This is a genomic window from Sphingobacterium arenae (assembly GCF_014692505.1).
GTDB classification, from domain to species: Bacteria; Bacteroidota; Bacteroidia; order Sphingobacteriales; family Sphingobacteriaceae; genus Sphingobacterium; species Sphingobacterium arenae.
In genome coordinates this window covers 41337-55385 of the sequence record NZ_JACNYK010000007.1, presented here as the reverse complement: position 1 = coordinate 55385, position 14049 = coordinate 41337, and the positions used below count along the sequence as shown (strand labels likewise).

Sequence of the window (14049 nt, the reverse complement as noted above, 5' to 3'; positions counted from 1 at the left end):
ATTTCGGGTTTATACATAGATACATGACGATCTATATGGAAAACCCTAATATAATATAACCTGACGGATTAGTAAAACTATTATTTGGCTTTTCTGTCTTTTGGCTTTTTCGACTCCAAAGGACGGTCCGTAGGATCGTTCGGCATATCGTTCAATTGTTCGACTTGTGGATCTACTCCAGCCTCCCCGTCCCCGCCCTTGGTAGGCACTGTCTTTTTGACAACCGAACCGAGTTCGCGATAGGTTTTCAGTTCTCTTTTTTTCCTTTTTTCTCCGATCCCTGTATTTTCATTTTCTACCTTTGTTACCATAGCCCTTTTATTTATAACTTTTCTACTGTCGTCTGCGCCAGGAACGAAAGCCATTCCATTTATAGCTGGATGGCCACAGTTCCCACTCATTTTTGCTAGTCATGTCCCTGCGTTTTTACAATTTTGTTGTAAATACCGAAAAGTAAAAAGGGAGCGACCCACTGCCCAACAAACAAAGCCGTGTGTTTATGCCCCATACATTTCAATGTCGCTGACGCTGCCATCGTCGTAAGTGCAATACATAGATATACCTTTGACGGAACTTTTGCTGTTTTGCTTTCCATGTCCTTGGTCATCTCTCCTTCTTTCACATCTACGTTTTTCTGTAAATTCTCCATGTTATTTTTTTTTAATTGAACCATCTATTCTTCTTTCCCTACTTTTTTAGGCGGTAGCACATATACATGCTCGCATCGAAAACTTCAAGTATAAAAATATATACCTCTCTTAATAAAAGGGTTGGAAGGGAAAATAGTTGGCAAAAAATCAAATTTGGGTATTTCACGCCATGTAAACACGTATCTCACGCTTGTTTCGTATCTATCTCGTTTTTAAAAATTTATTATAGAAACAATCCCTTCCAACGGATTGTTTATTAAATACTTCAGGTGAAAACAAACATGTAACGAAAAAACAAACGAGATGAAAACGATTATTATTACAACGGATTTTTCGAAATCAGCATCAAATGCTGTTCGATACGCCGCAAAAATGGCGAAATCCATAGAAGTGGAACAGATTATACTTTATCACGCATACGACAATTTGAATACGGCCACAGATCTTCCCATGACAGATATAGCCCCTCCGCTTGTAAAGGAACAAAGTTTAGCTAATTTGGAAGCCGTACAGGCAGAACTGGAGCAGGTTCTTGGAGAGAATAATAGTGTGCGTGTCCATTTGGTAACAAATAACTTTCCCTTGCTACGTGGAATCGAAGAGATTGCTGAAGAATGGCGAGCAGACTTGGTCGTGGCAGGCGCAACAGGAAGGAGCAATCTAGAACAAGTGTTAATCGGCAGCAATACGGTTAATCTAGCTTCATCCTTGAAACTCCCGCTGTTAATCATTCCAGCAAATGCTGATTATCAACCTATCCAGAAGATCGTCTTCGCATGCGACTTGAGAAAAGTATCGCATAGTACGCCTGTAGTGGAAATTGGCAAGTGGTTAGAAATACTGAAAGCAAAATTACTAGTATTAAATGTTGCATTAGAAGGAAAACAGATAAGTCCGGATATGATTATGGAGCAATATAAAATGCATGCTCTACTAGACATCTTCCAACCGGAGTATCATTACGGTACAAGCAATGACATAGCAGAAGAAATAGAGCATTTTGCGGAAGGACATGGCGCAGGGTTAATTATCACTATCCCCAAATCGTATGGCTTTTTTAGAAGTCTATTCCATAGGAGCATAAGTAAACATTTGATCAAAAAATCGCATACCCCTCTCTTACTTCTGCGAGAAGAAGAGCCATGATATGGAGGCACTTAACTCGATGACACCTTAGCACCTCGAGCATCCATATCCTCTTTGAAAGATTCTAAAAAACGGCTTCGAAAGCGTTCAATGTAACGAACATTTTTGATACCTACCTGAATGCCAAGCTGATAGTTATCCGCCGTAATTTCCTTTGTATATATTTTTATTGGAATAGATCGGTCTATCTCTTCAAAGCTTGCAAGCTTTGTTTTCAATTCTTTCTTGACTTCTTCTACCGGAATAGTATGATCTACCGTTAACTTTAAATTTACACGAATATCCGCCTCTCTGAATGTCCAATTAACTAATCTTCCGGAAAGCAAATCGCCATTAGGTATAATTACGCGGGCCCCCTCATCAGTCAATAAGGTGCTAGAACGAATACCAATCTCCATCACTTGCCCTTTTTTATCCGCCAATTCTACATAATCACCGATTTTGAAAGGTTTTTCAAAAACCAGAATAATACCCGACACGAAATTATTAATGACATTCTGCAACCCCAATCCTATCCCCACACTCAGTGCACCGATAATAACGGTCAATTTATCCAGACCTAAGCCCAATATGCTTATACCTATCAAAAAACCTACAACAATAATAAGTAATCTAAGCAAGGGAAACAGTGTCATCTTCCGAACCTGCAATTCATTTTTAGGAGATGAATCGTCTAACAAATTTTTTAAGTTTTTCTGAACCCAGTTTGCTATCCAAATAACCGCAGCTGCAAGCAAAAAATCACCATAGGAGAATGTTATACCTCCAATTTTGTGTTCTGTCATGAGTAAACGTTCCAACAACGCACTCGCTTCGCGAACGAGGTGAAAATTGTTCAACAACACCAGCACAATTAATACCGCCGAACAAAAACGGAATAAGCGTTCAAAGCTGAGCAGCATCCGTTTCATATCGAAACGGCGAAGCATAGCTTCAGGTGTAGCTCGTTCGTATTGCTGTTCAATATCATGAAGTAACATGTCGCGTACCGCACGCAATGCGATTACTTGCAACAGGCCAATACCTGCTGCCAAACCCCACATACGCGCAAAGCTGGCATATCCCATTATAATTAATGCAATAGCAATAAAATGCCCTAATATAATCAACCAACGGGCATATCGATGAATATATCCTATCGGATTATCGACATCAGTCCGACGTCCCATAGACCAGACAACAGCCATATTGAGCGCATTAGCCACTATAGCGAAAGCCTTCATCCACCATAGTGTGGACAAAAGAAGATTGGCGGTTATCAATATAAAGTAAGAAATGAAAATTAGTCCAAGTACTTTACGCTTAAAGACAGAAAGCTCTTTATGTAAAAGAATATAAAGGAAAACAAAGACAAGAAAATAGCTAATTTCAAGAATAAGGACAGGTACGGAAAAGGACGTAAAAGGTAATAAAACCAAAAAGAAGATAGATGCTTTTAAAAACGGGATCCATAAGGGTTCGTTCTGATATAATCGAAATTCCTCGTTCCCCTGTTCTGTTTTGCGCCCCAATTTATACATCCAATAAAAATAAAGTAGGCTTATTAGAATTAAAAAGAGGCGACTACTCCATGCCGGATAATCAAAAAAATCCGAAGAGGAACCGTCTTTCCCTAAATTAGTCTGCACAGTTCGCACCATATGTCGTCGGACAGGGTGCATCTGAACGGTGCCAGAATCGACATCAGCTATCCCTATTTCTGCTTGTTGACGTCCGAACCATCTTTCCAAATAAACCACATCGCCAAGCAACCTTTCATAACCCCGAATTAGCTGCGGCAAAGTGTCTACCAAATCTTTCGTTATTTTTTCGACGGAATCCGTTCCAAGCAGTTCTTCCACATTCAAGCTGTCGCCTTCCGTCAAACTGTCTTCTTCGACCTGTGCCTGGGTAGATGCCGACAACCATGTGGTTCGAGCTGTTTTAATATCATAGATATATTGTGAAATCTGTTTCTTTTTCGTGCCTAGAAAAATCAAAGTGCTATCTAACTCCGCGGAATCGAGCGTATCACGTTCGAAAAAAAGACTTTTTTTTATACTATCGACATTAGTTGAAATCGTATCCTGTACCTGTCTCCAATGCTGCACTTGAGCTTGTCGCTCTTTCCAAATGACTTGTTGGGAATAAAGAAGCGAATCTTGAGATTGAGCAACAGGATGAATAGTACTATACAGCAATAATACCAAAAGCCGTAGTAGCCCTTGTAGCAACTTTTTATTGTTCTCTATTATAGTCATAATTATAGAACACCTTAAGCAGCTCAAACGTTTCGGAGCAACTCTGCCACTTTATTCTCCAATTCATCCAAATCAAATGGCTTCGCCAAATAGGCATCCGCTCCGGCCTGTTCTGCAAGAAAACTCACATCATTATTCGCCGAGCAATAAATAACGGGTATGTGTTTAAAGTCGGGCTCGCCCTTCAGTATCTGTGTGGCTTTTACTCCCCCAATATTCGGAATCCAATTATCCATAATAATCATGTCTGGATTTACTTCCTTGACCCGTTCCAAAATATTATGAGAGGTCTCAGAAATCTCTACATGGTACCCGGAGGATTCAAGTACAATGGTAAAGACATCCAAAATATTGATATCATCATCAAACACAAGTATTGTTTTATTCTTCATGGTATAATAAACGTTAATAATATGTACTTAACTGATTGATAAAGGAAGCCATTTCTCTTGGTTCCAGAACAGTATCAACCTGTAAATTAAGAAGAGCCTGTCGAGGCATATAGGCAATTTCGGCTGTTTCAGGATCTTGTACAAACACGGCACCTTTCTTTTCAGCTATACAACGCAGCCCCTCTATACCATCCGCATTGGCCCCCGATAACAATAACGCAGCTGTGTGTTCCTCAAATATCTGCGCGGCAGACTGAAAAGTAACATCAATAGATGGTCTGGAGTAATTCACCTTTTCAGAACAATCCAACGATACCATTCGCTTGTTTTCGAACAAAAGATGATAATCTGCCGGCACCAAGTAAATACACGCGTCTTTCAACGTCATCTTGTCGTAGACTTCCTCCACTGGTAGACGGCTACGGAACCGCAGCAGGTCTTCCAGCATACTTTCCGGATGTGATGTACGGTGCACAACCACCACCAAGGGAAAAGAAAGATGATCCTGAAGCTGAGGCAATACCTCTAATAAGACGCTGATGCTACCCGCAGATCCTCCTATCAATAAAATCTCCGTCGTCTTTCTATTTTCCATTACATTAAGATATCTTTTTCCAAATCTTATCTTCGTCCCACTGTTTGTAGCGATATTCTACGTTGGAAAACCGAAGCGTCTCTTTGGCTCCTAAAGCTAAAAAACCAAATGGTTGAAGACTGTCGTCAAAAAGCTTAAACACCTTGTTTTGAAGGTCTTTATCAAAATAAATAAGAACATTCCGACACAAAATAAGCTGAAATTCATTAAAGGACGAATCCGACACCAGATTATGTGTAGAAAAAATCATTTTGCTACTTAGATCTGAATTAAATTTTACGACATCATACATCGACATGTAGTAAGAAGAAAAGTCACGATTCCCACCGGATAAGATATAATTTCTGGAATATTGTTTCATTTGGTTTAGCGGGAAAATACCTTTAGAGGCCTTCTCTAGCACGCTAGGATTGATATCCGTAGCATAAATCAGCGTCTTATTAAATAAATCCGTCTCCTTCAACAGTATGGCCAATGAATAGGCTTCCTCTCCTGTAGAACAACCTGCAACCCAAATACGAATGAATGGATAGGTTCTCAATATAGGTAAAATATGATGCCGTAATGCGGCATAGAAATGAGGATCTCTAAACATCTCCGTGACGTTGACCGTTATCTCTTCGATAAAACGGGACAGGTAAGCATCGTCATGAATAAGCCTATATCGTAATTCCGCAAAGCTCGTGAATTTATCGAGCATACAGATCCTATTAAGACGTCTTTTTAAAGAAGCCTTACTATATTGGGTAAAATCATAACCATACAAATGAGAAATATCTTTTAACAACATTTCCATATCGTCGTCTTTCACGATATCCAGCTCGATCATCTATAATAACTCCTCAATAATATACATTAGCCGATCAACATCAATAGGTTTCGCGACATAACTATCGGCACCAGCCGCCAAACATTTTTCTCTGTCTCCATTCATTGCATTCGCCGTAACGGCAACAATAGGAACACCTCCAAACTGATCCGAGCTCCGGATCCACTGTATAGCTTCATAACCATCCATTTCAGGCATCATCATATCCAGCAAAACCAACCCGATATCCGGGTTGGAGTGTAAAAGCTGCAAACCTTCCGTGGCATTTTGAGCCGACAAAAACCTATATTTCCGAGCTTTTAATGTTAATTCCAAAGCGAAAATATTCCGGTTGTCGTCATCGATAAGCAAGATTATCTTTTGCGTTTTCATCATCATTTAAGTCCCCATGTTAGTGCTCATATAACCAAACCCTCAACAGGGATAACAACTGATCTTTATCGACTGGTTTGGAAATATAATCCGACGCCCCTGCTTTTATACATTTCTCTCGATCGCCCGTCATCGCCTTCGCCGTTACGGCTATGATAGGCAGCCTAGCATAGTCATGCATGTTCCTAATCTGTCTGATCGTTTCATAACCGTCCATTTCAGGCATCATCATGTCCATCAGGATAATCGATGTCTTCGGATGTTTTTCCAATTGCTGCAATGCTTCCTTTCCATCTATAGCCGAAATCACGTTCATTTGATAGCGTTCCAACGTTTTAGTCAACGAAAAAATATTCCGTACGTCATCGTCTGCAATCAGCACCGTTTTTCCATTAAGCACTTCGTTGAGAGAACCGAGCTTATTGGTCTTTCTTTTTTCAGGTTCCAGACTACTTTCTTCCACCAGATGAAGGAACAAGCCCACCTCATCCAAAATACGTTGAAAAGAATGTGCCGTTTTTATAACAATCGAATCTGCATACTGTTTTATTTTACGTTCTTCAGCTTGTGATAAATTTTTCCCAGTAAAAATAATGATCGGTAAGTTTTCTAGACCTTCTTTTTGCTTAATAGCCTCTAAAGTTTCATATCCGGTATCGTCCGGCACGCCCATATCCAAGATCACACAGTTAACATCCTCGGACGCTAATGCACGAATACTATCTTCCACATTACTTTTAATTTCTGATGCAATGCTAAAATTACTTAGAAAATAAGATAACGCCGTGGCATGTTTAGGATTTTCTTCGACAATCAATACTTTTTTCGGGTTCCGGGTAAGCGCATCTTCTATCTTATTGAACATTTGCCCCATCTTCTCCAACGCAATTGGTTTATTAATAAAATCTATGGCTCCTTTGGACAAGCTCTCCCGCTTTACTTCTAACGATGACATAATGTGTACCGGTATATGTCTGATTTTGGGATTATTCTTAATTTCGTCCATCACTTGCCATCCATCTTTCACCGGCAGCTGTATATCCAATAAAATCGCCAGTGGTTGATATTTTTCAGCTGCTTCCTCCGCCCAATCTCCCCGCACAATAATAACGCCTTTATAACCGCTTTGGTGCGCATACTTAAGTAATATCTTAGCAAAAGGTGTATCATCTTCAACAATGAGAATAACTTTATCACCTGGTTTAATATCACCGCGATCGTCATCCACCTCTTCCGGGATATTGGATATCGCTAATGACGATGTTGTATCAGCAATCAACGCTGTCATCTCCTCCACATCCTGCACAATGTGCTCTACCAGAATATCGGCTGGAGAGACCGACGATCCTGAAAGTTTCCTGACAGGAATGACCAGGCAGAAGGTACTACCCTCCCCTGATGTACTCGTTAATGTTATTTCCCCGCCTAATAATCGAGCAATTTCGCGGCTGATCGAAAGACCCAATCCCGTTCCACCAAACTTACGTCTTGTAGAACCGTCTGCCTGTTGGAAAGCTTCAAATATGATCTTTTGGTTTTCGGGGCTAATGCCGATTCCAGTATCTTTGACGGCAAACTGTATATAATCCGGACGCTCAGGGTTTTGCGATATCGATAACTTTACATTACCCTTTGGCGTGAATTTAATCGCATTCGAAAGGAGATTACGGAGCACCTGCTCAACCCGTAGTTTATCCGTTTCGATATAGCCCGGTATTCCTTCCGCTATCTCCACTTTTAACACGAGCCCTTTTTCATCCACTATCGGCAAGAACAGACTCAACAGATCGTTTCTCAAATCCGTTAATGCCACATGTTCGTACTCGAGTTCCATCTTCCCCGCCTCTATTTTTGATAGATCCAAAATTTCATCAATGAGACTCAATAAACTGGAGCCTGAGCTTTGTATAACTTTAGCCGATTCGATCTGGTCTTCTGTCAAGTTATCATCAACGTTCTCGACCATCAACCGAGATAACAATAAAATAGAATTTAGGGGCGTCCGAAGTTCGTGCGACATATTGGCGAGAAATTCGGATTTATATTTTGTGCTCAATGCTAGCTCCTCCGCTTTCTTCTGAATTTCTAAATTTCGTTCTGCAACAAGCTGGTTCTTTTCTTCTAGTAACTTCGAACGTTCTTCCAACTCCTGATTAGACTGCATCAGCTCTTCCTGCTGGACACGTAACTCTTCTTCAGACGCTTGTAACTTTTGCGTTTGCGCTTCCAGCTCCGTATTTAGGTTTTCCAGTTCGGCGTGCTGTGTTTGCAGCTCTTCTGTCTGTGCTTGCGTTTCTTCTAATAGTGTTTGAATCTGCTTCCTCCCTTTTGCCGCTAGGATTTCTAGTGTAATATTGTAACAAGCTTCTTGATAAAATGCGAGGTCAAGTTCCTCAAAGGGCAGTATACTTCCTAATTCAATGACGCCAAAGCACTGTCCCTTCACCATCAGTGGCAACCAGAGAAGGTGATTAACCTTGATCTGTCCTGAAGAAAAGCTAACGACAAACTCCTCATCTGCGACGTTATCAAGCGTTTTAACTCGCTTATCTTTAAACACTTGCCCTACAACCCCTTCACCGGGGCGATATTCTTTTTTCATATGCGCTTCTAACCCATAAGAAGCGGATCGTACCAACAGTCCTTTATCCCATGTGTAGAAAGCCCCATTCATACATTCTGTATACGACACCAACAGTTCCAACGCATCATTAGCAACTATTTCTTCCGTCTTGTTACCTGCCAAAATATCGTTTATTTTAGCCAATCCGGTTTGTCTCCATTCGTTATCATGAAGCTTTCCAAATGATTCCTCCAACGCTATCGCCATCCGATTTAGGGAAGAAGCAATATAACCCAACGTGTCCTTTTCCTCGTTCTCTACTCTTACGGAATAATCCCCACCTGCGATCTGTTGCGCCATGTTTTGTATAATATCCAAACGGGAGGTGGTATCCGCATCTTTTTCACGAAGCAACGCCTGCATGCTCTCCCTTCTGCGGAATTCATTTCTAATCTGTAAATAGAATAAGATCGTGATGATAAACGAAGCGAAAGCTGCAAAAAATATCAAAAAGGAAGTCAAATCGGAATTTCGTTCCATTCTCGTAGTCTGCAAATCGAGCGTACGGGCTTCTTCTGTCACAAAGCGGCCGATAATATTCCTACAGCTATCCATATACAGTTTACCCTGCTCCAACTGCTCAACCGTGCCGGCTCCCCCTTCTTTTTTTAACGCAATAAGTTCTTTTAAAATATCGAGCCTCGTTGTGATTAATGTTTCAACACTGTCTATGCGTCTTGCTTGTTCTGGCATATCCTTAGTCAATTCTCGAGTTGAAGACAAGGCTAACGGTAGGGAATTTCGACTTTCATAATAAGGTTCTAAAAACTTCACTTCTCCTGTTAGGAGATATCCCCGTTGTCCAGTTTCCACGTTCTGCAAATTAATCAATATCTGATTAACCGAATCGATTGTTCGTTGCGTTTTGATAACCTGGCTGCGGTTATTCATCTGTGTCTTTATACTGATATAGGACGCAGATGAACTTAACAACAATACAAACAACGAAAATCCAAAGCCAACCTGCAATTTCCGAATGAGCTTCTTGGACATAATGATTTATTTAAATGGTATCGTAAAATAAAAGGTAGTTCCTTGGCTTGAAGAACTTTCTATTCCGTACGTGCCGTTATGTTGCTTAATAATTTCTGCACAGATATACAAACCAATCCCCAGCCCCTGAAATTTCACCGATGATTCTTCCACGCGGTAGAATTTCGTAAAGATATTGTTTTTTTTATGTTCCGGAATACCGATACCAAAATCTTGAACGGCAATAGTTAGCTGCCCTTTATTAACAGCAGTATGTATGATCACCTGATCACTATCGGGAGAGTATTTTATGGCATTCGTTAAAAAGTTGATAAGCACCTGTTCGATACGGAAAGCATCCCCATCGACCTCTCGCGTAATCGCCTCCCCTTTCCGTTCAATTTTAACCTGTACGTGGCTATGGGTATAATGAATCGTTTCGATAGCACTTTCGATAAGCGCTTCCATGTCAAACGGTTTTTTATTTACCTTCAGTTTTCCGTTTTCGATTTTGGAAATATCCAATAAATCGGCGATCAGACTATCCAATTTATTCACTTGGTTTTGGGCCCGGCTAATATAAGTTGCAAATTTACTGTCTTTGTGTACATCCGGCATCCTTTCTAATAACTGGATATAAGCCTTGATACTCGTCAGTGGAGTTTTAAGTTCATGGCTCGCAATACTCAGAAACTCATCTTTTTTTCTTTCTGCTTCTTTCTGCTCATGAATATCCGTGAACGTCCCTACCCAACTTCGTACAACAGATTTATCTTTTACCGGAATGATACGCAAAAGATGAAAACAGAAATGGCCCGATTTCAGCTCCTTTATACGCACTTCCAACACGAGTGGTTGGCTAGATTCAATGCAACGTTCCCAAACCTTTTTGATGCACATGTCATTTGGGTGCACTTCTGGAAATGTTTCTGGGCACCGGGAAAAATTATACCATCTCTCGTTGACAAACGTTATATTGCCCCGCGCATCAGCAGTAAAAGCTATTTGCGGCAAGCTCTCCAGTGTTGTATGTAAATGCTCGACCTTATCCTTAAGCTCCTGCTGTGCTTTTTTTCTGGATTCAATTTCCGACTGCAGTATCTTTTGGGTTTCATTTAATGCCAAGGTCTGCTCATATAACCGGTAGAAAGTTTTAACCTTCAACATTAAAATATCAGGATCAACCGGTTTGGTAATATAATCTATCCCTCCAGAAGCATACCCTTTGGCTATAAATTTCTTATCCGTATTTACAGCCGATAAAAATATAATAGGCACCTCCTTGGTTTTGCTATAACCTGATAACGTTTCTGCTACTTCAAAACCATCGATTCCTGGCATTTGTACATCCAAAATGATCAAAGCATAATCATTTTTCAGCACCTTTTTTAGCGCATCTTCGCCGGAAGGAGCGGAATCTACTTCGAACCCCTTTGATCTTAGCAGTTTTTCTAATGAATAGATATTTTCTATTTGATCGTCAACGATTAAAATCATGCATTCCTTTTTTATAAGATCTACATTATATTTTTCAAAATAAAATAGACAAAAATTATAGCTGCTATTACTTTAATAGCATATTCACCGAATAGGATTCTACGCCATTTCAATAGTCGTTGGTTCGGCTCTTTCACACATCGGTAACCAAAGCCAATGGTCAAGTAAGGGATAAAAGGAAACAGCAACGCATTATAACGAAATGCTTCCCGAAAATCTCCATGTAATATCGCATGAACGGCACGCTGGGATCCGCATCCAGGGCAATCCAAGCCCGTCAAAGCTTTAAACGGACATCGTGGGAACCAACTATGTGCAGCAGGATCATACGTGTAATAAATGTAGGTTGCTGCTCCCAATAGGAGTATACTAGCTCCTAAAAGAGCCCAACGAGACCTCTCCGACATGGTGTTAAAAGTCTCCTGACATAACGGCTCCAAACATAGCGAAACCAAAAATAATGAAATAAAGCACCCATAGACCAACACAGACACCCACATTGATCCACATCCATTTTTTTGCATTCGCGGAATCCAGTTCAGCCCCCATTACATCGCCTGCATAGAATTTCTTTTCTACTCGGGAAGCGTAAATAATCGACGGAATCCCTAACGGCCAACAACAAAAGATTGTCGTCAGAATCGTTTCCAGCAAATAACTTTTTGGAGGTTGTTCCATGCGTTGGCTGTAAGGCGACGAAGTTGGTGTATTCGGAAATTGAGGTGGAATTTGTGATGATTCCTTGAAATAAGGCTGCGAGTCGTTCGGCAAAATATCGCTTAACTCAGGTACATTTTTAGCATGCACCCAGTTAGGCATACCTTCCGCCCATACATATGTATCGCCAGTGATACCCTTAGATTTCAGCTCCTCTACAGAGAAAGGTCCGAATGTATTTGATCCATCTGTGTAATGATATTTTTGCATCTGATATGAATATAATGGATTAAATATAAAAAAGAAAAAAGGCTTCAGAAAATATCCGAAGCCTTTTTGTTTCCATTCTATAGGATAAAATGATCCCGATCTTACATCATGCCTGGCATTCCGCCACCCATTGGGGGAGCACCAGCGCCTGCCGCACCGCCTTCTTCTGGCTCATCGGCTAGTACACATTCTGTAGTCAATAGCATCGATGCAACGGAAGCTGCGTTTTCCAAAGCTACACGCGAAACTTTAGTCGGGTCGATAACACCAGCACCGATCAAGTTCTCGTATACATCTGTCCGTGCATTATAACCAAAGTCAGCGGAACCTTCTTTAACTTTTTGAACAACTACCGCTCCTTCAATACCCGCATTATCACAGATTTGACGAAGAGGTTCTTCAATGGCACGTTTGATAATATCAATACCGATCGTTTCATCTTCGTTAGCACCCTTAATGTCTGCTAACGCCGCTGTAGCTCGGATAAAAGCAACGCCACCACCAGCAACGATACCTTCTTCTACTGCTGCGCGAGTAGCATGCAATGCATCGTCTACACGATCTTTTTTCTCCTTCATTTCTACTTCTGTAGTTGCTCCTACATAAAGTACCGCTACGCCGCCTGACAATTTTGCTAAACGCTCTTGCAATTTCTCACGGTCGTAATCTGAAGTAGTCGTTTCGATTTGTGAACGGATCTGCGTAACACGTGCTTTGATATCATCTGCACTTCCAGAACCATTGATCACCGTGGTGTTATCTTTATCTATAACAACCTTCTCCGCTTGACCTAGGTAAGAAAGCTCCGCATTCTCCAATTTATAGCCTCTTTCTTCAGAGATAACTGTACCACCTGTCAAGATGGCGATATCTTCTAACATCGCTTTACGACGATCGCCGAAACCTGGTGCTTTAACCGCAGCCACCTTCAGCGAACCACGAATTTTGTTCACAACCAAGGTTGCTAATGCCTCGCCATCTAAATCTTCTGCAATAATCAACAAGGGTTTACCGGTTTGTACTTGTTTTTCCAAGATCGGCAATAATTCTTTCATATTGCTGATTTTCTTATCGTAGATTAAGATATATGGGCTTTCCAGTTCCGCCTCCATTTTATCAGAGTTGGTCACGAAATATGGCGACAAATAACCGCGGTCGAATTGCATACCTTCTACTGTTTTCACCTCCGTTTCTGTACCTTTCGCTTCTTCTACCGTGATGACACCATCATTTCCCACTTTCTCCATAGCTTCAGCAATCAGCGAACCGATTACCTCATCATTGTTTGCCGAGATTGTAGCAACTTGCTTGATTTTATTATTGTCTGCTCCCACCACTTGAGATTGTGATTGCAAGTTAGCAACAACAGCCGCAACGGCTTTGTCGATACCGCGTTTCAAATCCATTGGATTAGCACCCGCTGCTACTGATTTCAAACCCGGAGCAACAATAGCCTGTGCTAGTACCGTCGCAGTGGTTGTGCCATCACCAGCTTGATCAGCTGTTTTTGAAGCAACCTCTTTGACCATTTGAGCACCCATATTCTCCAAAGCATCTTTCAATTCGATTTCCTTAGCGACAGTTACACCGTCCTTTGTGATTGCAGGAGAACCAAATTTCTTTTCGATAATTACATTACGCCCTTTAGGACCCAACGTAACTTTTACTGCATTTGCCAAGGTATCTACACCTTTTTTCAGCGCGTCACGCGCCTCTACGTTATATCTTACTTGTTTTGCCATTTTTTTAAATTAGTATTTAGTAGTTATAAAGTATTTAGATCTTTCTAACTCCTTGTTGAGATTG

13 protein-coding genes are annotated in these 14049 nt (G+C 40.9%); 1 reads left to right on the top strand and 12 read right to left on the bottom strand.

Annotated elements, in window-relative coordinates:
• Positions 1-80 precede the first annotated feature (80 nt).
• Complete coding sequence (locus tag H8B17_RS18345; protein ID WP_190310696.1) at positions 81-401, bottom strand: hypothetical protein; 321 nt, start codon at positions 399-401, stop codon at positions 81-83.
• Positions 402-406: 5 nt separating this feature from the next.
• On the bottom strand, positions 407-649 hold the full coding sequence (locus tag H8B17_RS18340; RefSeq protein WP_190310695.1) for a hypothetical protein: 243 nt from the start codon (positions 647-649) through the stop codon (positions 407-409).
• A 304-nt stretch (positions 650-953) separates the two neighbouring features.
• Between H8B17_RS18340 and H8B17_RS18335 the strand changes: the two genes are divergently transcribed.
• Positions 954-1796 carry a universal stress protein gene (locus H8B17_RS18335; protein ID WP_190310694.1) on the top strand — a complete coding sequence of 281 codons (843 nt, stop codon included), beginning with the start codon at positions 954-956 and terminating at the stop codon, positions 1794-1796.
• An 11-nt stretch (positions 1797-1807) separates the two neighbouring features.
• On the opposite strand, the gene H8B17_RS18330 is transcribed toward H8B17_RS18335, so the two are convergent.
• From H8B17_RS18330 to groL, 10 genes are all read right to left on the bottom strand, one after another.
• Complete coding sequence (locus H8B17_RS18330) at positions 1808-4036, bottom strand: mechanosensitive ion channel family protein (protein WP_190310693.1); 2229 nt, start codon at positions 4034-4036, stop codon at positions 1808-1810.
• A gap of 23 nt (positions 4037-4059) precedes the next feature.
• Positions 4060-4428, bottom strand: coding sequence for a response regulator (locus H8B17_RS18325; RefSeq protein WP_190310692.1), 369 nt, complete (start codon positions 4426-4428; stop codon positions 4060-4062).
• Positions 4429-4441: 13 nt separating this feature from the next.
• Entirely contained in the window at positions 4442-5023 is a 582-nt protein-coding gene (locus H8B17_RS18320) for a chemotaxis protein CheB (RefSeq protein WP_190310691.1), read from the bottom strand.
• Between the two features lie 4 nt (positions 5024-5027).
• Complete coding sequence (locus H8B17_RS18315) at positions 5028-5852, bottom strand: CheR family methyltransferase (RefSeq protein WP_190310690.1); 825 nt, start codon at positions 5850-5852, stop codon at positions 5028-5030.
• Positions 5853-6230, bottom strand: a complete 378-nt coding sequence (locus tag H8B17_RS18310; RefSeq protein ID WP_317171065.1) for a response regulator — start codon at positions 6228-6230, stop codon at positions 5853-5855.
• Between the two features lie 13 nt (positions 6231-6243).
• Entirely contained in the window at positions 6244-9840 is a 3597-nt protein-coding gene (locus tag H8B17_RS18305; RefSeq protein WP_190310689.1) for a response regulator, read from the bottom strand.
• Between the two features lie 6 nt (positions 9841-9846).
• Positions 9847-11316 (bottom strand): sensor histidine kinase, encoded by a 1470-nt coding sequence (locus tag H8B17_RS18300; RefSeq protein WP_190310688.1) that lies wholly within the window; start codon positions 11314-11316, stop codon positions 9847-9849.
• A 20-nt stretch (positions 11317-11336) separates the two neighbouring features.
• Entirely contained in the window at positions 11337-11723 is a 387-nt protein-coding gene (locus H8B17_RS18295; RefSeq protein WP_190310687.1) for a DUF2752 domain-containing protein, read from the bottom strand.
• Between the two features lie 4 nt (positions 11724-11727).
• On the bottom strand, positions 11728-12243 hold the full coding sequence (locus H8B17_RS18290) for a CD225/dispanin family protein (RefSeq protein WP_190310686.1): 516 nt from the start codon (positions 12241-12243) through the stop codon (positions 11728-11730).
• 101 nt (positions 12244-12344) lie between these two features.
• Positions 12345-13985 carry a chaperonin GroEL gene (groL, locus tag H8B17_RS18285; RefSeq protein ID WP_190310685.1) on the bottom strand — a complete coding sequence of 547 codons (1641 nt, stop codon included), beginning with the start codon at positions 13983-13985 and terminating at the stop codon, positions 12345-12347.
• Between the last annotated feature and the right edge of the window lie 64 nt (positions 13986-14049).